Source organism: Streptomyces sp. NPDC005141 (assembly GCF_053599975.1).
The window spans coordinates 1-19192 of sequence record NZ_JBSFYW010000048.1 but is presented as its reverse complement, the minus strand read 5'-3'; the positions used below and the strand labels follow the sequence as shown (position 1 = coordinate 19192).

The 19192-nt window shown below is 68.6% G+C and carries 15 protein-coding genes; 3 read left to right on the top strand and 12 right to left on the bottom strand.

Annotated features, from left to right (window positions below):
- Window positions 1-53 precede the first annotated feature (53 nt).
- The 3 genes from ACWD68_RS30225 to ACWD68_RS30215 form a co-directional block, all read right to left on the bottom strand.
- Window positions 54-1187: an amidase domain-containing protein gene (locus tag ACWD68_RS30225; protein WP_451809628.1), complete on the bottom strand. Its 1134-nt coding sequence runs from the start codon at window positions 1185-1187 to the stop codon at window positions 54-56.
- Between the two features lie 196 nt (window positions 1188-1383).
- On the bottom strand, window positions 1384-2685 hold the full coding sequence (locus tag ACWD68_RS30220; protein WP_451809627.1) for a hypothetical protein: 1302 nt from the start codon (window positions 2683-2685) through the stop codon (window positions 1384-1386).
- Between the two features lie 96 nt (window positions 2686-2781).
- Window positions 2782-4863 carry a transglycosylase domain-containing protein gene (locus tag ACWD68_RS30215; RefSeq protein WP_451809626.1) on the bottom strand — a complete coding sequence of 694 codons (2082 nt, stop codon included), beginning with the start codon at window positions 4861-4863 and terminating at the stop codon, window positions 2782-2784.
- A gap of 321 nt (window positions 4864-5184) precedes the next feature.
- On the opposite strand from ACWD68_RS30215, the gene ACWD68_RS30210 reads away from it, so the two are divergent.
- Window positions 5185-5412 carry an FmdB family zinc ribbon protein gene (locus ACWD68_RS30210; protein ID WP_266758276.1) on the top strand — a complete coding sequence of 76 codons (228 nt, stop codon included), beginning with the start codon at window positions 5185-5187 and terminating at the stop codon, window positions 5410-5412.
- A gap of 293 nt (window positions 5413-5705) precedes the next feature.
- On the opposite strand, the gene ACWD68_RS30205 is transcribed toward ACWD68_RS30210, so the two are convergent.
- Genes ACWD68_RS30205 through ACWD68_RS30195 form a run of 3 tightly spaced genes read right to left on the bottom strand, consistent with a single transcriptional unit; the run spans window position 5706 to window position 10242 of the window.
- Window positions 5706-6533, bottom strand: a complete 828-nt coding sequence (locus ACWD68_RS30205) for an HAD family hydrolase (protein WP_451809625.1) — start codon at window positions 6531-6533, stop codon at window positions 5706-5708.
- On the bottom strand, window positions 6533-9028 hold the full coding sequence (locus tag ACWD68_RS30200; RefSeq protein ID WP_451809624.1) for a phosphoribosyltransferase: 2496 nt from the start codon (window positions 9026-9028) through the stop codon (window positions 6533-6535). The genes ACWD68_RS30205 and ACWD68_RS30200 overlap by 1 nt, the downstream gene beginning before the upstream one ends.
- A gap of 44 nt (window positions 9029-9072) precedes the next feature.
- On the bottom strand, window positions 9073-10242 hold the full coding sequence (locus tag ACWD68_RS30195) for an HpcH/HpaI aldolase/citrate lyase family protein (RefSeq protein WP_451809623.1): 1170 nt from the start codon (window positions 10240-10242) through the stop codon (window positions 9073-9075).
- Window positions 10243-10423: 181 nt separating this feature from the next.
- Between ACWD68_RS30195 and ACWD68_RS30190 the strand changes: the two genes are divergently transcribed.
- Window positions 10424-11323: a TerD family protein gene (locus ACWD68_RS30190; protein ID WP_451809622.1), complete on the top strand. Its 900-nt coding sequence runs from the start codon at window positions 10424-10426 to the stop codon at window positions 11321-11323.
- Between the two features lie 61 nt (window positions 11324-11384).
- On the opposite strand, the gene ACWD68_RS30185 is transcribed toward ACWD68_RS30190, so the two are convergent.
- The 6 genes from ACWD68_RS30185 to ACWD68_RS30160 form a co-directional block, all read right to left on the bottom strand.
- Window positions 11385-12122: a TerD family protein gene (locus tag ACWD68_RS30185; RefSeq protein ID WP_451809621.1), complete on the bottom strand. Its 738-nt coding sequence runs from the start codon at window positions 12120-12122 to the stop codon at window positions 11385-11387.
- Between the two features lie 96 nt (window positions 12123-12218).
- A complete protein-coding gene (locus ACWD68_RS30180; protein WP_451809620.1) occupies window positions 12219-13367 on the bottom strand; it encodes a DUF475 domain-containing protein in 1149 nt (382 codons plus the stop codon).
- 135 nt (window positions 13368-13502) lie between these two features.
- Window positions 13503-14078: a TerD family protein gene (locus ACWD68_RS30175; protein ID WP_369242908.1), complete on the bottom strand. Its 576-nt coding sequence runs from the start codon at window positions 14076-14078 to the stop codon at window positions 13503-13505.
- A gap of 101 nt (window positions 14079-14179) precedes the next feature.
- On the bottom strand, window positions 14180-14755 hold the full coding sequence (locus tag ACWD68_RS30170) for a TerD family protein (RefSeq protein ID WP_266758290.1): 576 nt from the start codon (window positions 14753-14755) through the stop codon (window positions 14180-14182).
- 114 nt (window positions 14756-14869) lie between these two features.
- Window positions 14870-15328, bottom strand: a complete 459-nt coding sequence (locus ACWD68_RS30165) for a peroxiredoxin (protein WP_266758292.1) — start codon at window positions 15326-15328, stop codon at window positions 14870-14872.
- Between the two features lie 173 nt (window positions 15329-15501).
- On the bottom strand, window positions 15502-15930 hold the full coding sequence (locus ACWD68_RS30160; RefSeq protein ID WP_081217087.1) for a DUF3052 domain-containing protein: 429 nt from the start codon (window positions 15928-15930) through the stop codon (window positions 15502-15504).
- Between the two features lie 467 nt (window positions 15931-16397).
- On the opposite strand from ACWD68_RS30160, the gene aceE reads away from it, so the two are divergent.
- Entirely contained in the window at window positions 16398-19145 is a 2748-nt protein-coding gene (gene aceE, locus ACWD68_RS30155) for a pyruvate dehydrogenase (acetyl-transferring), homodimeric type (protein ID WP_451809619.1), read from the top strand.
- The last annotated feature ends 47 nt before the right edge of the window (window positions 19146-19192 follow it).

The following is a 19192-nucleotide window of genomic DNA, read 5'->3' as shown; positions in this document are numbered from 1 at the left end:
TCGCGTCGCGGGGGCCCTGCCGAGGGTTTGGTCAGTCGCTGATCAGGTGCTGATCAGGTGCGGTACGCGTAGAACGCCGAGTTCGGGTACGACGCGATGAGGCTCGACACGGATCGCCGGTAGGTGTCGGCGTCGTGGTAGGTCAGATACGGCACACCGCCGGAGCTCCGGTACGACGTGATCATGGAGTGGTCCTTGGACCCGTCCTTGTCGAAGTCCATCTGCATCACGTCACCGATGTCCATCTGGTAGACGTTCGCCAGGGGGGTGGAACGCCCGGCCGTCTGGGTGAACCAGGACCACTCGTTGACGCCGACCCAGGTGTCGGTCTGCGAGGACGTCCCGTAGTTCCAGGTGCCGTACTCCTCGTCCGAGCTGGTGACCGTCTTCCAGCCGCCCGCCTTCAGGGTCTGGCTCAGGTAGTTGGTGCAGTCGCCGCCGACGGCGTTGAAGCTCCGGTAGGCGGGGTTGTAGTTCTTCCAGTACGTCTCGGCGTACGTCGCCATGGCCGCGTAGTCGTACGGGGCGCCGGTGAGCTTCTTGGCGTTGGCGGGCGCGGGATACGTGGTCGCTGCCCGGGGGGCGTCGACAGCGGCCATCGTGGTCCTGCGGGGCGTCGTGGTGACGGGCTCGTTGACCTGCCGGGGACCCTTGTCCGTCGAGCGCTCGCCCGTCAGCTTCCAGGTGCCGTCCGCCTGGGCGGCGAAGGTCAGGACATGGTGTGCGCGGAAGCCCGTGGTGGCGGGCTCGTCTCCGCGGATCCTGCGGTAGGTGAGGGTGGTGGTCTCGGTGACCCAGGCGGTGGCCCGCTTTCCCGTCACCCGGGTTCTGTTCACGGTGACGCGGGTGTCGCCGGCGCTGTAGGCCTCACCGAGGGCGGCGAGGCGGGACCGCGTGCCGTGCAGCGAGGAGACCGCGGTGCTCTCGGTGTGCGCGAGGGTGTCGGAGACCCGTATTCCCGCGGTGGTCGCCTTCAGGGCCGTACGGGCCGTCGGGGCCCCGTCCAGCAGGGCGGCCGTGCGGTCGGTGAACACGGCGTCGGCCACGCGGCCGAAGGCGTCGGCCGTCGACGCGGTCACCCGGGGAGTGGAAGTCGTCGCGTGGGCGGCGGACAGGGGCAGCAGGAGTGCGGAGAGGGTGATCGCCCCCACGGTCGAGCAACTGCGGCTCAACTTCTTCGATATCACTGATGATTCTCCTTGATCCCCGGTCGGACTCCGGGGAGGGGAATCTTTACATGTCCCACTCAACCGTGCTGAATCCGGGGGGAGTTCGCGCCGACTGCGACCAAGTCCCTTATGTCGGAGGTAAGTTGACGCTCACGGCGATGTCGCGGACATACCGGCCCCACCGCGACCACCGCTTCACCATGATCCGCGACCACTACTTCACCACGGTCGCCCAGTCCGGCGACTGGGCGGGGTCCAGGCTGCGCAGCCGCTCCAGGGTCTCGGGCTTCTGCACATCGAGCCAGTCGGTCAGTTCACGGAAGGACACACAGCGAACGCCCTTCTTCGTGCACACGTTCTTGATGACCTGGTCGATGGACTTCATGTAGATGCCGCCGTTCCAGTCCTCGAAGTGGTTGCCGATGAACAGCGGTGCCCTGCTGCCGTAGTAGACGCGGTCGAATCCGGCCATGTAGGACTTGACGGTCTCCTGCTCCCACTGCGGGTACTTGGCCGGATCTCCCTCGGTCTCACCGTCGGACTGGTTGTAGAGGAAGTTGAAGTCCATGGACAGGCCTTGGTACTTGCCGTCCTCGTAAGGGAGCATCTGGAGCGGGAAGTCCCAGATGCCCTCCTTCTTGACGGGCCATATCTGGAAGTCGCCCGCGGAGCTGGCGTCGTAGCGCCAGTCGTACTTCTTGGCCGTGGCCTTCATGGCCTTGAGCAGGTTCTTCTGGCCTTCGAGGCAGGGCGCGCGGCCGCCGCTGACGGCACGCGCGGGGTCGAAGGGCAGCGCCGGAAGGTCGCTGTAGCCGGTGTTGGTCTTCCACTTCTCGACGAAGGAGAAGAACTGGTCGATCTCGCTCTCCCACTCCGCCACGCTCCAGTCCCCGCCGCCCTTGTCGCCGCAGAAGTGGCCGTTGAAGTGGGTGCCGATCTCGTTGCCGTCCTTCCACGCCTTGCCGAGCTCCTCCAGCGTGGTGCGGATGTGCTCGTCGGTGGCGTAGCTGATGGCCGACGATCCCGGGGCGTGCATGGGCGGTTCGTAGAGCGTCTTCTTGTCCTTGGGCAGCAGATAGATGCCGGTCAGGAAGAACGTCATGTGGGCGTTGTACTCCTTCGCCAGCTCCCGGTAGTGCGAGAAGAGCTGGTCGTCGCCCTGGAGGGCGCCGTCCCAGGAGAAGACGACGAACTGGGGCGGCTTCTCACCGGGCTTGAGGGGTACGGCCTTCAACTCGCCCTGCTGCGGGCCGGTGTAGGACGTGGACCCGTCGCCCAGCACCTTGGTCCTGCCGTCCCACACCGGTTCCTTCTTCGCCTTGGCGGCGCCGGAACCGTGCGAGCGGGCGGAGGAGGCGGCCGGTGTGGTGCTGTCGGTGTTCAGGGCCAGATAGGTGGCGGCCATGGACGTGACGACGAGGAAGGCCGTCATGGCCGCGAAGCCCTGGCGTGCGGAGGCGGCGGCAGAACCGGGATCGGGCTCACGGCGACGGCGCCGGCTGTGCTTCGAGTTCATACGGGGCACATTCTGCGAGGGGGGGGGTGGAGGAAGCGTGGCGCGGCCACCGAGTGGCCGTCGCTGGGGGCCGAGCCGGGCGGTCGGCCGACGGGATCAGCGAAGCGGACTCATGGCACCGGACCAGATGCCGTACGGCACGTCGGCGACGGGTGTGCCGGCGATCCCCTCGAGCGGCAGCGGTTCGAGGCTCTTGGACAGATCGATGCGGTACAGGACCACCGCCGTCGACACGGAACGGTTCGTGCCCACGTACCAGGCGGCCTTGTCGTCCTGCGTGGTGCCCTTCTTGCCGGCCACCTGCGCCGAGAGGGGGGCCGCGCCGGGGTGACCGGTGCGGAAGGAGTCCGAGAGCGACTCGGTGACCTGGCGGGCCACCTCCGCGCGCATCGCGCGATGGGGTCCGGGGGTGTCCAGCCGGACGCGGGAGCCGTTGCGGGTGATGCGGCGCACGGAGTACGGCTCGACGTGCGTTCCGCCGGCGGCGAAGGTGGCGTAGGAACTGGCCATACGGATCGCGCTGGGCGTGGACGTGCCGAGGGACAGCCCGGGGACCTGCGGTCCGATGCTGGAGGAGAGCAGGCCCGAAGCCTCGGCGGTCCTGCGCACCTGATCCAGGCCCGTGTCCATGCCGAGCTGCATGAACACCGTGTTCACGTTCGAGGCGAGGGCCGAACGCAGCGTGATCTGGCCGTAGTTCTTGTTTCCGTCGTTGTGGGCGGCGACCTTCTTGCCGCTGCGGTCCCAGTAGGGGCCCTCGGGTGTGCTGACCGGGACACCGTCGTTGCCGTCGTAGAGGGAATCGGGGGTGACGGGTGTGGCCGCGCTGTCGCGGGTCTTGGTGACGCCGTGCTCCAGGGCGGCGGCGTAGACGAAGGGGAGGAAGGCCGAACCGGCCGGCACCGTGGTCGCGTTGGACTCGTTGTAGCCCTGTTCGCGGTGGTCGGGGCCGCCGTAGACGGCGAGGACCTGTCCGTTGGCGGCGATCGAGGCGGCTCCGTAGTGGGCGGTCTTCGCGCCGTCCGGGTCGTCCTTCTTCGCCTTGTTGCGGGCCTTGGTCACGGCGGCGGTGAGCGCGGTCTCGCGCTCGCGGTCGAAGGTCGTGTAGATCTGGTAGCCGCCCAGGTCGAACTCCCGGGCCGAGATGTGCCCGGCCTTCTTGGCGTACTGGGTCGCCAGCTCGACCAGGTAGTCGCTCTGCTTTCCGGTGTCGTACACCCCGCTCTGGTCGCGCGGCTCGGGGAACTTCGTGTACTTGGCCCGATCGGACTTCGACAGCGTGCCGGACTTGACCATGCGGTCGAGGATCCAGGACCAGCGCTCCACGGCCCGAGCGTGGTTGGCCTTGCTCAGGGTGGGGTCGTAGAGGCCCGCGCCCTTGAGGAGCGCGGCGAGGAGCGCGCCCTCGCTGGCGTTGAGTTTGCTCACGTCCTTGCCGTAGTAGGCCTGGGAGGCCCGCTGGAGGCCGTAGGTGCCGCGCCCGAACCAGCTGGTGTTGAGGTAGCCCTCGAGGATCTTGTCCTTGCTCATCTTGTTGTCGAGCTTGAGGGCGATCATGGCCTCGGTGAACTTGCGGGTCACCGAACGGTTCTGGGTCAGATAGACGTTCTTGACGTACTGCTGGGTGATGGTGGAGCCGCCCTGGGTGTCCCCCTGGCCGACCGTGCGCACCAGGGCGCGGGTCAGGCCCTTGACGGAGATCCCGGGGTCGGAGTAGAAACTCTCGTTCTCCGCCGCGAGGACCGCCGAGCGCACGTCCTCGGGTATGTCCTTCAGCGGCATGTCCTGGCGCCGCACCCAGCCTGTACGGGCCATCGGCTTTCCGTCCGCCCAGAAATAGACATTGTCCTGCTGGGTGGCATATGTGTTCAGGTTCTGGGGTATGTCCGTTGCGGCGTAGGCGATGACCAGGAGCGAACCACTCAGGCCGATGGACAGCGCGAAGGCACCGAGCCACTGCCGCCAGGAGGGCAGCCAGCGTCGCCAACCGGCCCGGCCGGGGCGCGGATAGGCGGGTCTGAGGCGGCGGGCGAGCGGCACGAGGCGTGCGGCCAGGCCGGACAGTCGGGTGGGCTGCGAGGGCTTGCGACGAGAGCCGCGACCGCGCTGCGGTCCGGATGTGCTAGCCACGGCACGCTCCTGCGCGTGGGCGGCCCAAAGACAGGGGATTCGGAGCATCGTTGCGATGCCACGTCTTGGTCACGACTGCGTCTCCCTCCGCACTTCGGAATTGCGCGCGCGGGTAGTTGCAGCGGCCGCCTGCGCGGCTGCGAGCCCCCCTCCCCGACCTTGCGGCTCGTCGCGGCCCTATTAAATTATCAGCGACCAATGCGATCTCTTCGATCAGCAACCAGACAAAAAAACTCAGAGGCCAACGGGGTTCACCAGTCAACCGGACCCGACTCGCTCACGCCGGCACTCCCGGCCCCCTTGTTCCGGCACGCCGGGAAAGGCCCCTGAGCCCTACGGACGTCGGCCGATTCCGGCTAACCTGTGCGCATGCCTCGCTACGAGTACCGCTGCCGGACCTGCGGTGACACCTTCGAACTGAGCCGTCCGATGGCGGAATCCGCCGCCCCCGCGGACTGTCCCGCCGGGCACGACGACACCGTCAAACTCCTGTCGACGGTCGCCGTCGCCAAGGGTGGATCGGCGTCCGCGCCGGCACCCGCGCCGCGCGCCGGTGGCGGCGGAGGCGGGTGCTGCGGCGGCGGCTGCTGCGGCTGAGCCCGGGGGATTTCTCAGGAACTCTTCAGCTATGCCCGAAACCGCTCCGGCGTGTCGCGGCGGAACCGCTCCGGTCGCCCCAACAGGACGGTAACGGGATCAAGTTCCGCATATCGCCCGGGCGACCCCGAGACGGGCGCGTCCGGGCGGAACGGTCCCCCGCGCCTCCACCGGGTGAGACCGAGGTCACGTCGACCGAACCGCCCGGGCCGTTCGGACACGTGCCCGTCACGGACCGAGCGGTCCCGGCCCCCCTGGCTCGGCGGGGCCGGAACCGAGGTCCCGTACGTCCGTCAGACCTGGCCGGGGCCGGTGCACGCGCCCAGGAACTCGCGGAGGATCCGCTCCCCCGCAGCGACACCCCGCTCCGGCAGCGCGGTGATCGCCGGTGCGGTCCAGTCGGCTTCGGCGAGTTCGCCGTGGCCCGGACGCCAGCCGCGGTCGGCGGCGAGCAGCAGGTCGGCGTCGAGCAGCGAGTCCCCGGCGCCGAGGGTGAGAACGGCTCCGGTACGGCGGGCGACCTCACGCACGGCCGCGCTCTTGGTGAGCGGCTTCGGCACGGCGTAGATCTTGCGGCCCTGCAGCGAGACCGTCCAGCCGCGGTTCTCCGCCCACACGGCCAGGTCCTTCACCCACTGCTCGGGGAGCAGTTCCCGCTCCACCACCAGATAGGCGAACAGGTCCTCGGCGACGCGGTGCTTGCGCACCCAGACCGGGTCCGCGGTGGCCGCCAGGTGCTCCCGCACCTCGTCGAGCGGCGCGCACTCGGAGGCGAGCCGCTCCGTCACACTCCGGTGCCAGTCGAGGTCGGAGACACCGTCGACCAGCAGATGTCCGCCGTTGGCGCAGATCACGTACTCCGGGGCCGGACCGGGCAGGTTGATGCGCTGGTACTGCTTGCGGGTGCGGGTCGTGGTGGGCACGAAGTGGGCGATGTCGCCGAGTTCGGTGAGCAGCGCGGCGGCCGTCTCCGTCATGTAGGACAGCGGCTTGCTCTCGTGCACCTCGACGCAGAGCAGCCGGGGCGCCCGGGCGTCCGGCATGGTCAGCGCGAGCGCGGCCGAGGAGTAGATGAGCGTGCGGTCGAGGTCGCTGGCGACGAGCACCCTGGGCGCGGACATCAGAGGGTCACCGCCTTGCCGTCGGCACCGGTCGCGCCGCGCGTGTACTTCGGGTGGATCAACCCCACGCAGGTGTACGGGAGTTCCTCGACCTCCTCGACAGGCACCCCGCGCTGTTCGGCGAGCAGCCGGACATGGTCGAGGTCGGCGCCCGCTCCGGCGCGCGCGAGGATCTTCCAGGGGACCCGGCGCAGCAGCACCCGGGTGGTCTCACCGACGCCCGGCTTGACGAGGTTGACGTCGTGTATCCCGTACTCCTCGCTGATCCGCTCGACCGCCGCCCAGCCCTCCCAGGTGGGGTCGCGGTCGGCGGCGAGCAGTTCCTTCGCCCGGTCGCGGGCCGCTTCGGCGACGTCAGGGAAGTGGGCGGCGACGACGTCCAGGAACTCGACGGAGACGTCGGAGCCGGCGAGCTCACGGTAGAACTTCGCGCCGTGGAAGTCGTGTTCGCCCACCAGGTCGGAGCGCAGCACGGTGCGTGAAATCAGCCCGGAGACGGTGGAGTTGAGGCAGGCGGAGGGGATCAGGAAGTCCTCGCGGGTGCCGTACGTCCGCACGCACGAGCCCGGGTCGGCGAGCACCGCGATCTCCGGATCGAAGCCGGTGATGCCCTCGGCTTCCTCGAATTCCTTGACCGCGTCGGCGAGTTCGCGGGTGATGGCGCCCTTGCCGGTCCAGCCGTCGACGAAGACGACGTCGGCCGGGTCGTGGTGGGCGGCGAGCCAGCGCAGCGCGTTGGCGTCGATGCCGCGGCCGCGGACGATGGAGACGGCGTAGTGCGGCAGTTCGATGCCGTGCTGGTGCTCGGCCCAGCGGCGCATCAGGACGCCGACGGGGGTGCCCGCCCGGGCCAGGGACACCAGGACGGGGCGGGGAGACCGTTCGGCGAGCACCAGTTCGGTGACGGCGCCGACGGCCTCGGCGATCCGGGCGGCCGAGGTGGCGAGGGCCGCGCGGAAGAGTTCCTGGTACTGGGGGCTCGGCTGGTACTCGACCGGCAGCGACTCCGCGTAGTGGGCGCCGCCGCTCTGGATCGCCTCCTCGCGCTCCTCGGTCGGCGCCTCCAGCGTCACGTCCGACAGGTCCTGCAGCAGCCAGCCGACCTCGTCGGGGGCGTACGAGGAGAAGGCGGGGCCGCGGAGGGGCTCGGGCAGCATGGATGGCCTTTCGATGGACGACCGTGCGGGGAGGTACGACGGGACGACGGCGAGCAGGACACGCGGGGTGTGCGCCGCCAGCTGGGCCAACAGGCCGTCGGACGCGTGCAGTTCAGGGGTGTCGGCCGTGGAGTCGACGACCGCCACGACGGCGTCGAAACCGGCACCCGCGACGTTGTAGGCGTAGCGCTCGCCGGGGCCGTCGTCCGGGTCGTCGTGGGCCGGGAAGACGATGCGGCTGCGGATCGCGTAGCCGGGGTCGTCGAGGGCGAGCACCGGGGACCGGGTCGTCGTGGAGAAGCGCACCTCGGCGGGCACCACCTGCTCCAGCTCGCGGGCCAGGCGGAGCGGCGCGTACATCAGTTCCTCGAAGCCGAGCACCAGCACACGGCGCGCGCCCTCGGGCAGGGCTTCGGCGAGCCGTGCGGCCATGGCGGGCAGGGCACCGTCCAGGCGTATTCGGTGTCCGGGCGTGAACCCGTGCCGCCCGCCGTCGGGGAGGCCGCGGGGCCAGCCGAGCTCGACACGGACGGCCCGGCCCGCGCTCCCGGGGGCGGGTGCGGCGGGCGCCGCTGGTTCGTGCCGGGCGACCAGTGCCATCCCCTTGGCCAGGACGTCCTCGGGGAGGCGCACGGTGCCCGACGCGGCCGAGACCAGGTCGACGCGGGCGCCGATCTCCCCGGCGAACTTCTCGAAGCGCACCAGGTCGGGCTCCGACCGCATGTCGACCAGCGCCACGACGACGTACCGCTCGCGCGGGTAGCGCTCGTGCAGGTCGCGGATGGTGTTGAGGACGGTGTTGCCGGTGGAGAACTCGTCGTCGACGAGGATCAGCGGGCCGGAGCCCGCCAGCAGATCCGGGTCCTCGGGGAGGAGGAGATGCGAGGTGGCGTGCGAGTGGGACTCCTCGAAGCCGCCCGCCCGCCGGACGCCGCGGACCGGGCGGCGGGTGGAGTGGAGGTAGGGCGCGACGCCCACCCCGTCGGCGACCGAGTGGCCGAGTCCGGTGGCCGTCTCGGCGTACCCGAGGACCACGGCGGCGCGGGCGTCGTCGGTGCCCAGCAGCGCGCGCACCCGCCGGCCGAGCGCGAACCCGTACCCGTGGACGACGGACGGGGACTGCGGCACATGCTTGCCCAGCACGTTCGAGACGAGCAGGTGGGCGCGCTTGGGGTTGCGCCGCAGCGCGAGCCCCAGCAGGTCGTTCAGCCCCTCGTCGCCGACGAGTTCGACACCGAGCCGCTCGGCGACCCAGGTACCCGTCCACACCGCGTCGTCCACGGCGTCCGGGGTGTTCCTGTCGTCGGGGTCGTTCGGGTCGTGCGCTGGGGTGTTCATCGGTTCCTTGCTGTCGGGGTTGCGCGTCGCTCGGCCGGTCCGGCTCACACCGGGAGCCCGGCGGTGAGCAGTTCGACGAAGCCGATGTCCTCGTGGGCGACCCCGAAGACCTCGGCGCGCAGCAGGGTGCGCTCGGCCCAGGCGCGATGCGGCTTCACCTCGTTCATTTTGTTCGTGTACGCCGACCTCAGTACACCCCCGCCGCCGCGCTCCGGCCTGAGGATGTCCTGGGCGTCACTGAACTCCTCGTGGCTGACCACGGACAGTGCGTGCACGGGCAGCACGTGCGAGGGGTGGATGCAGGTCTTGCCCATCAGGCCGTTGGCCTGGTCGAGGGTGATCTCGCGCAGCAGCCCGTCCATGGCGTGCTCGATCAGCGTCGCGCGCAGTTCCTCCGCCTGCCCCTCCAGGAAGGGGCTGCGGCGCAGCTGTGGCTTGAACATGCGCTCCTGGACGCGGAAGTACTCCCACACCGGCCCGGTGACGGTGAAGCCGGTGCCGTCGGCCCGCCCCAGCATGTTGACCACGTCGGCGATCACGGAGGCGACCACCTGGACGTCGTACGCCGTCATGTCGGGGGCCCGGCGCAGCGCGTACGAGGAGCAGAAGTCCGTCACGCCGAGGCGCAGCGCGAGCACCCGGTCGCGGTACTTGTCGACGGCGCGGGAGATGCCTTCCAGGGTGTCCACGCGCGATTCCCGGTAGAGCAGCTCGGGCGACTCGAGGACGGGCATGGCGAAGAGCCGTCGGCCGCTCGCCGCCTCCGCGGAGGCGAGGGCCTCCAGGAAGGGCGTGCCGCGTTCCTCCGTGAACTTCGGCATCACGAATCCGGACAGCAGCCGGACGGCGGGGCCGAGGCGCCGCACGAGGTCGGGGATCTGCTCGGGGAAACGGACCCGCACGAACAGCAGCGGCAGCTCACCGCTGTCCGGGCGTTCCGCGAGGTCGGTGAACTGGCGGACCAGGTTCTCCTCGGCTCCCACGACCTCTGAGTCGTCGATCGAGTCCTCCAGGCACAGCACCATCGAGACCACGCCCCGCGCGGTCTGCTTGACGATGTCGTCGGCGAGCTGCGGCCGGGTGGCCGGGCTGTACAGCGTCGCGCCGAGGGCCGCGGCGAGCACTCTGGCCGGGGAGTCGGACGTGAAGACGCCCGGTTCCCGGTGGAAGAGGCGCTGCCGCTGTTCCGGGGTGATGTGACCGAAATGACGCATGAAACTCCCCCGTGGCGGCTAGGGCGGCCGGATGTGATGTGGCCGGTAATAGTACGTATGGATCCATGTCACAGGTTCCCACCAGGCATGAAGTTCAGGTAACTCCACCGTGTCCAACACTCGCCGGTTCCGGGACGACCCCGCATTGTCGTGACCAGGACCGACAGGGCAGGATGACCGCATGACGCACGCGATGCTGAAAGGGTCGAACGTCCCGCTGGACGCCACAGCGGTGCGCGCCGTCCTGCGCTGGGCGCCCGGGCAGGGTGTCCCCGATGTCGATGCCTCGGCGCTGCTCCTCGGTCCCGACGGTCGTGTGCGATCCGACGAGGACTTCGTCTTCTACAACCAGCCCCGCCATCCGTCCGGCAAGGTGTGGCGACTCGGCAAGAAGCGGGTCACCGAGGGCCTCACCGACACGATCCAGACAGATCTGACGGGTGTCGAGTCCGGTGTCGGACAGATTCTCCTGGTCGCTTCGGCGGATGACGTCACCTTCGATCACGTACGTGATCTGCGCATTCTGCTGTACGACGCCGCCGTCACGGACGGTGAACCGCTGGCGTACTTCGACATCAAGCCGGAGACCGGTGCGGAGACCGCGCTGATCTGCGGCGAGCTGTACCGGCGCGGTGACGGCTGGAAGTTCCGGGCGCTCGGCGAGGGCTACTCCAATGGCCTGGTGGGGCTCGCGACCGACTTCGGGATCTCGGTGGACGAGTCCGAGGCCGCCGCGGCGGCCGGATCCGCACCGGAGGCCACCGCCTGGGCCGCGCCCGCCACGGCTCCCGAGACCTCGGTGCCGCTGCCGCCGGAGCAGTCCGCCCCGGTGACGCAGCAGCCCGCCCCGGTCCCTCAGCAGCCCGCGTACGGCTATCCGCAGCCGGCCGCCGCCGTGACCGAGCCGGCGTACGGCTACCCCCAGCCGGCCCAGCAGGGCGGCCAGTCCGCCTACGGTTACCCGCAGCCCCAGACGGCGCCGGCCACGCAGCCGGCGTACGGCTTCCCGCAGGCGGTGGGCGCGGGGCCGGACCCGGACTTCAGGCTGCCGCCGCAGGGACCGCAGTTCATCGGCCGCTGAGCGCGACCGCCGGCCGTCCGGTGGGCGTGAGCGCTGTCCGGCCGATGGACGCGACCGCCGGCTAACGGTCGGCCTTCGACTTGTACCCGCGCCCCCACTGGAGCCCCCAGCCGTAGAGGCGGTCGAGCTCGGCCTGGAAGCCGTACACGAACCTCACCTCGCGGCGTACGGTCACCTCGCCCTTGTTGCACTCGATCATGACGACGGCGCAGGAGCGGGCCTGCGGATGGCGTTCGTCGAGGCCGATCTCGATGCGCGGGCCGTTGCTCGGATAGAGCGTGATGATGGCGTGTGTGCGGTCGAAGGCCGGGGTCTGGTCGTAGATGTAGACGAAGACCAGCAGCCGTTTGATGTCGTCGCGGTGGTCGAGGTTGACGTAGGCCGTCTCGCCCGAGGCCGAGCCGAAGCGGTCGTCGCCGCTGAGCTTGACGAACGGCGGGGCGTTGAGTTCGCCGAGGAAGCTGCCGAGCGGCTGGACGACGCCCTTGGTGCCGTCCGTCAGCTCGTACATGACGCCGAGGTCGAGGTCGACGTTGACCATGCTCTGGGTGTGCCCCTGGACAACCTCCGGCTTGAAGGTGCGGAAGGGGTGGCGCAGCAGGCTGCCGCGCTGCGGCCCGCCGAAGTCGGAGGTACGCATCCGCCAGGACAGGTTGATGCGGAGGTTGCCGGTGGCCGCGCCCTGTCTGGTGAGCGAGACCGTGTGGTTGCGCTTGGTCAGTTCGATGGAGTTGGAAGCCGCGCTGCCGGAGTCGAAGTCCGCCGAGCGCCCGCGCCACAGGTCCTGCCAGATGCCCATTCCGCCCCCCACGTTCCTCGATGTGCGGCGGGGCGGTCGCCGAGGACTCGTCCTCCACGACCGCCCCGCTCAGAGCGTTCCTCAACCAGAGGGGTGTCACACCCCGGACGAGACCTCAGCCTTCTCGTCCGAGGTCGGGCCTTTTCCCTCGGCCTCGGCGATGGCCTTGTTGCGGCGCACCGAGGACCAGAAGGACCAGCCGATCAGGACGACGCCGACGAGGCCGGTGATGACCTCGTTGATCTCGTACTGGATGGTCACGAGGAGGATCGCGGCGAGGGCGCCGATCGCGTAGTGCGCGCCGTGCTCCAGGTAGACGTAGTCGTCGAGGGTGCCCTGGCGGACCAGGTAGACCGTGAGCGACCGGACGTACATGGCGCCGATGCCGAGGCCGAGCGCCATCAGCACGATGTCGTTGGTGATGGCGAAGGCGCCGATGACGCCGTCGAAGGAGAAGGAGGCGTCCAGCACTTCCAGGTAGAGGAACATGAAGAACGCGGCCTGGCCGGCGAGGACGACGGCCGGCTTCTTCTTACCGCTCCGCTCGGCCTTCTCCTCTTCCTCGTGTTCGCGCTCCTCCTCCTCTTCGAGCTTGTCCTCGAAGTAACCGGAGAGTCCGCCGACGATCATGTACGTGATCAGGCCGGCGACGCCGGAGATCAGCACCGTCTGCGCCTTGTCGACGTGTCCGCCGCCGTGCTGGTGGGCGTGGACCGCGAAGGTCATGGAGGTGATCAGCAGGATGATCAGGGCGATGCAGACCGAGAGCATGTCGACCTTGCCGAGCTTGGCCAGCGGCCGCTCGATCCAGCGCAGCCACTGAATGTCCCGGTCCTCGAAGATGAAGTCGAGGAAGATCATCAGCAGGAACATGCCACCGAAGGCTGCGATCGACGGGTGGGCGTCGGTCACCAGCTGCTGGTACTGGTCCTTGTCGTTGAGCGCGAGATCGACCGCGTCGATCGGGCCGATCTTGGCGCTGATGGCGACGATCACGACGGGGAAGACCAGGCGCATGCCGAAGACGGCGATCAGCACACCGATGGTGAGGAAGATCTTCTGCCAGAAGGCATTCATCTTCTTCAGGATTCCGGCGTTGACCACCGCGTTGTCGAAGGACAGCGAGATCTCCAGGACGGCCAGGATCGCCACGATGCCGAAGGCGGTCCACCCCCCGTAGAAGGCCGCTGCGACCAGACCGAGCGCGGTAATCGCGAACGACCAGCCGAAGGTTTTCAGAAGCACTGGCTACCCAATCATCGTGTGGTGGGGGCACCCCCAAGCGGTAGCTTGGGGGAGGGTCGCCCCCGCGCCGTACTCGGCTTTACCTACTGTTGACCACGAAGTCTAAGGGTCGGCCTTCGACCGGTGCAGGTGGGCCTAGGAAACGTTGACGCCGAAGTCGAGCGCGATGCCCCGCAGTCCCGACGCGTACCCCTGGCCGACCGCGCGGAACTTCCACTCGCTGTTGTAGCGGTAGACCTCGCCGAAGATCATCGCGGTCTCGGTGGAGGCGTCCTCGGAGAGGTCGTAGCGGGCGAGCTCCTGGCCGTCGGCCTGGTTGACGACGCGGATGAAGGCATTGCTGACCTGGCCGAAGGTCTGGCCGCGATTGTCGGCGTCGTGGATGGAGACCGGGAAGACGATCTTGTCGACGTTGGCCGGGACCTTGGAGAGGTCGATCAGGATCGACTCGTCGTCGCCCTCGCCCTCACCCGTGAGGTTGTCACCGGTGTGTTCCACCGATCCGTCCGGGCTCTTGAGCTGGTTGTAGAAGATGAACCACTCGTCCCCGAGCACACGGCCGCTGTTGCACAGCAGGGCGCTGGCGTCGAGGTCGAAGTCTGCTCCGGTGGTGGAACGTGCGTCCCAGCCGAGCCCGATCATCACCTGTGTGAGGTTCGGTGCGGCCTTCGAGAGGGAGACATTGCCCCCCTTGGCGAGCGTGACGCCCATGATGCTGGTCCTCCCCGAGGTCGATCTTCACTTGGTACGGCTGATCCGGTGCCGCACCGGGAAGGTGCGGCACCGGACCGAAGTGCCTGAGGCCCTGAGACTCAGACGTTGACGCCGAAGTCCTGCGCGATACCGCGCAGGCCCGAGGCGTAGCCCTGGCCGATGGCGCGGAACTTCCACTCGGCGCCGTTGCGGTAGAGCTCGCCGAAGACCATCGCGGTCTCCGTCGAGGCGTCCTCGGAGAGGTCGTAACGCGCGATCTCGGCCTCGCCGGCCTGGTTCACCACGCGGATGAACGCGTTGCGGACCTGGCCGAAGGACTGCTGGCGGTTCTCGGCGTCGTAGATGGACACCGGGAACACGATCTTCGTGACGTCGGCGGGAACGGCGGCGAGATTGACCTTGATCTGCTCGTCGTCGCCCTCGCCCTCACCGGTGATGTTGTCGCCGGTGTGCTCCACCGATCCGTCCGGGCTCTTCAGGTTGTTGAAGAACACGAAGTTCTGGTCGGTGCTGACCTTGCCGTCCGCGTTCGTGAGGATGGCACTGGCATCGAGGTCGAAGTCCACGCCGGTCGTGGTCCGGGCGTCCCATCCCAGACCGACGATGACCGCGGTCAGTCCCGGGGCCTCCTTCGACAGCGATACGTTGCCGCCCTTGCTGAGGCTGACTCCCACGAGTCCTCCCAATGGTGTTCAGGGGCGGGGAGCCCCGTAGGTGCGTTGGTATCGGATCAACGGTTCGATCCTAGTGACGGGTTCCCGTGCCTTGCAGGGCTTGGAACCGACCAATCACAGGGTGTCGAGCGCCTTGACGTACTCGTTCAGGTCACGCGCGTCCGGCAGAGCGTTGACGACGGTCCAGCGGACGACACCCTCCTTGTCGATGATGAACGTGCCGCGCACTGCGCAGCCCTTGTCCTCGTCAAAGACGCCGTACGCGCGCGAAATGTTGCCGTGCGGCCAGAAATCGGAGAGAAGCGGGTACTCCAGGCCCTCCTGCTCGGCGAAGACGCGCAGGGTGTGGATGGAGTCGTTGGACACCGCCAGCAGCTGGGTGTCGCGGTCGGTGAACTGCGGCAGGTTGTCGCGCAGGGAGCACAGTTCGCCCGTGCACACACCCGTGAAGGCGAACGGGTAGAAGAGCAGCACCACGTTCTTGTCGCCACGGAAGTCGGACAGTTTCACGGTGGCGCCGTGGTTGTCCTTCAGCTCGAAGTCCGGGGCCTTGGTGCCGACCTCGATGGCCATAGTCACTCGCTTCCCTTCCAAAGGTCTGTTCGGGTGACGACCAGCGTACGCAGTGATCGACACCGGGCCCCGGCGCGGCCCCGCCGGAGCGGTTCGGGCGTATGCGTGAGGCCCCCGCCGAGGTGGCTCGGCGGGGGCCTCACGGATGCTCTGCTTGCAGACGGGGCTGCAGCTCAGCGCTTCGACTTGGGGGTGGCCAGGCGGGTACCCGACCATTCCTTGCCGACGGAGATGCTCTTCGTCTGGGAGAGGCCGGCTGTCTGTGCGGCATCGCTGATGTCGCTGGGCTCGACGTAACCGTCCCTGCCGGTCTTCGGGGTCAGCAGCCAGATCATGCCGCCGTCCTCAAGGAGACCGATGACGTCCACCAGTGCGTCCGTGAGATCGCCGTCCTCGTCCCGGAACCACAACAGCACCACGTCAGCGACGTCGTCGTAGTCCTCGTCGACCAGATCCTGGCCGATCAGCGATTCGATGCCTTCACGGAGCTCGTGGTCAACGTCGTCGTCGAAGCCGATCTCCTGGACCACCTGTCCGGGCTCGAACCCCAGCCTGGCGGCCGGGTTGGTCCGCTCCTCCGCGTGGTCCGCGGTCGCGCTCACGGCTTGCCTCCTGATCATGTTTCGGAATTAGGGTCTCCCTCTGCTCGTCCAGAGTCAGGGGGAGTCTCAGCCACGCGCGTGCGCGAAGCGTTGGCCGTAGTCCACACGGGCGGAGCGGATCGCGCAAGTACCCGGCCGTCGAGACCGCCGAAACGGTGACGATCCTGGCAGTGCCGACGCAACTCCCGGCGGGCCATCATGAGACCACGTGACGGGCACCACACCCTTCTGCCCCATTTGCGGGCTTCGGAACCCTTGGGCCGTACGACAGCCGAACGGCTTTGCGGAACGCGTCACGTACTGAGCGTATCGTTACGTTTTGGTCGGGCCCGTCCCAACGGTCTGTACGAACGTCTCGGTTACCCCCTAGTAGAGATGACGTACGTGTTCCCGAGGTACACGATGGGGAACGGTGCAGATACAGGGAAAACCCACCGTAGACAGCCCTCTGACAGCGAAGGAACAGCGTGGCTTCCGGATCCGATCGCAACCCGATCATCATTGGCGGCCTTCCCAGCCAGGTCCCGGACTTCGACCCTGAGGAGACTCAGGAGTGGCTCGACTCCCTCGACGCCGCCGTCGACCAGCGCGGCCGTGAGCGGGCCCGCTACCTGATGCTGCGGCTGATCGAGCGGGCGCGCGAGAAGCGCGTGGCCGTGCCCGAGATGCGCAGCACGGACTACGTCAACACGATCGCGACCAGGGACGAGCCGTTCTTCCCGGGCAACGAGGAGATCGAGCGCAAGGTCCTCAACGCCACCCGCTGGAACGCGGCGGTGATGGTCTCCAGGGCGCAGCGCCCCGGCATCGGCGTCGGCGGCCACATCGCGACCTTCGCCTCCTCCGCCTCGCTCTACGACGTCGGCTTCAACCACTTCTTCCGCGGCAAGGACGAGGGCGACGGCGGCGACCAGATCTTCTTCCAGGGGCACGCCTCGCCGGGCATCTACGCTCGCGCGTTCCTCCTCGACCGGCTCTCCGAGGAGCAGCTCGACGCGTTCCGGCAGGAGAAGTCGAAGGCGCCCCACGGGCTGTCCTCGTACCCGCACCCGCGGCTGATGCCGGGCTTCTGGGAGTTCCCGACGGTGTCGATGGGCCTCGGCCCGCTCGGCGCGATCTTCCAGGCGCGGATGAACCGCTACATGGAGGCGCGCGGCATCGCGGACACCTCCAAGTCCCACGTCTGGGCGTTCCTCGGTGACGGCGAGATGGACGAACCGGAGTCGCTCGGCCAGCTGTCGATCGCCGCGCGCGAGGGCCTGGACAACCTGACCTTCGTCGTGAACTGCAACCTCCAGCGCCTCGACGGCCCGGTGCGCGGCAACGGAAAGATCATCCAGGAGCTGGAGTCGCAGTTCCGGGGCGCCGGCTGGAACGTCATCAAGCTGGTCTGGGACCGCACCTGGGACCCGCTGCTCGCGCAGGACCGCGACGGGGTGCTGGTGAACCGGCTGAACACCACGCCGGACGGCCAGTTCCAGACGTACGCCACGGAGACGGGCGCGTACATCCGCCAGCACTTCTTCGGCGACGACCACCGGCTGCGGGCGATGGTCGAGGGCATGACCGACGACCAGATCCTGCACCTCGGGCGCGGCGGTCACGACCACAAGAAGATCTACGCGGCGTTCTCGGCGGCCAAGGAGCACAAGGGCCAGCCGACGGTGATCCTGGCGCAGACGGTCAAGGGCTGGACGCTCGGCCCGAACTTCGAGGGCCGCAACGCCACGCACCAGATGAAGAAGCTGACGGTCGCCGACCTCAAGGGCTTCCGCGACCGGCTGCACCTGCCGATCACCGACAAGGAGCTGGAGGACGGCGCGCCGCCGTACTACCACCCGGGCCGGAACTCGGAGGAGATCCAGTACATGCACGACCGCCGCAAGGGGCTCGGCGGGTACGTCCCGACGCGCGTCGTGCGGTCGCAGCCGCTGGCTCTGCCCGAGGAGAAGACGTACGCGAGCGTGAAGAAGGGGTCGGGTCAGCAGTCCATCGCCACGACCATGGCCTTTGTGCGACTCCTCAAGGACCTCATGCGGGACAAGGAGATCGGCAAGCGGTTCGTGCTGATCGCGCCCGACGAGTACCGCACCTTCGGCATGGACTCGTTCTTCCCGAGTGCGAAGATCTACAACCCGCTCGGCCAGCAGTACGAGTCGGTGGACCGCGAACTGCTCCTCGCCTACAAGGAGTCGCCGACCGGCCAGATGCTGCACGACGGCATCTCGGAGGCGGGCTGCACGGCCTCGCTGATCGCGGCGGGTTCGGCGTACGCCACCCACGGCGAGCCGCTCATCCCGGTCTACGTCTTCTACTCGATGTTCGGTTTCCAGCGAACGGGTGACCAGTTCTGGCAGATGGCCGACCAGCTGGCGCGCGGTTTCGTCCTGGGCGCGACGGCGGGACGCACGACGCTGACCGGTGAGGGCCTCCAGCACGCGGACGGCCACTCGCAGCTGCTCGCGTCGACGAACCCGGGCTGTGTCGCCTACGACCCGGCGTTCGGCTTCGAGATCGCGCACATCGTGCAGGACGGTCTGCGCCGTATGTACGGCTCGTCCGACGAGCACCCGCACGGTGAGGACGTCTTCTACTACCTCACCGTCTACAACGAGCCGATCCGGCACCCGGCCGAGCCGGAGAACGTGGACGCCGAGGGCATCCTGAAGGGCCTGTACCGCTTCAGCGAGGGCACCTCGGGCACCATCCCCGCGCAGATCATGGCCTCCGGTGTCGCCGTCCCCTGGGCGATCGAGGCGCAGCGGATCCTCTCCGAGGAGTGGAACGTCAGGGCGGACGTCTGGTCGGCGACGTCCTGGAACGAGCTGCGGCGCGAGGCGGTCGACGTGGAGCGGCACAATCTGCTGCACCCCGAGGAGGAGCAGCGCGTCCCGTACGTGACGCAGAAGCTGTCCGCCGTCCAGGGTCCGTTCGTGGCCGTCTCCGACTGGATGCGCTCGGTTCCGGACCAGATCTCGCGGTGGGTGCCCGGCACCTATCAGTCCCTCGGCGCGGACGGCTTCGGATTCGCGGACACGCGCGGCGCGGCCAGGCGTTTCTTCCACATCGACGCGGAGTCGATCGTGGTGGCCGTGCTGACCGAGCTGGCCCGTGAGGGCAAGGTGGACCGGTCGGTGCTGAAGCAGGCGGTCGACCGCTATCAGCTGCTCGACGTCACGGCGGCCGATCCGGGCGCAGCGGGCGGCGACGCGTAGCCGTCGGTACGGCGGAGCGGGGGCGGCGGGCCACGGGGCACTCGGCC

Excerpts from the sequence above, each read along its gene's own strand:
- ACWD68_RS30220 (WP_451809627.1), bottom strand. The coding sequence starts at position 2,685 with ATGAACTCGAAGCACAGCCGGCGCCGTCGCCGTGAGCCCGATCCCGGT.
- ACWD68_RS30215 (WP_451809626.1), bottom strand. The coding sequence starts at position 4,863 with ATGCTCCGAATCCCCTGTCTTTGGGCCGCCCACGCGCAGGAGCGTGCC.
- ACWD68_RS30210 (WP_266758276.1), top strand. The coding sequence starts at position 5,185 with ATGCCTCGCTACGAGTACCGCTGCCGGACCTGCGGTGACACCTTCGAA.
- ACWD68_RS30205 (WP_451809625.1), bottom strand. The coding sequence starts at position 6,533 with ATGTCCGCGCCCAGGGTGCTCGTCGCCAGCGACCTCGACCGCACGCTC.
- ACWD68_RS30200 (WP_451809624.1), bottom strand. The coding sequence starts at position 9,028 with ATGAACACCCCAGCGCACGACCCGAACGACCCCGACGACAGGAACACC.
- ACWD68_RS30195 (WP_451809623.1), bottom strand. The coding sequence starts at position 10,242 with ATGCGTCATTTCGGTCACATCACCCCGGAACAGCGGCAGCGCCTCTTC.
- ACWD68_RS30190 (WP_451809622.1), top strand. The coding sequence starts at position 10,424 with ATGACGCACGCGATGCTGAAAGGGTCGAACGTCCCGCTGGACGCCACA.
- ACWD68_RS30185 (WP_451809621.1), bottom strand. The coding sequence starts at position 12,122 with ATGGGCATCTGGCAGGACCTGTGGCGCGGGCGCTCGGCGGACTTCGAC.
- ACWD68_RS30175 (WP_369242908.1), bottom strand. The coding sequence starts at position 14,078 with ATGGGCGTCACGCTCGCCAAGGGGGGCAATGTCTCCCTCTCGAAGGCC.
- ACWD68_RS30165 (WP_266758292.1), bottom strand. The coding sequence starts at position 15,328 with ATGGCCATCGAGGTCGGCACCAAGGCCCCGGACTTCGAGCTGAAGGAC.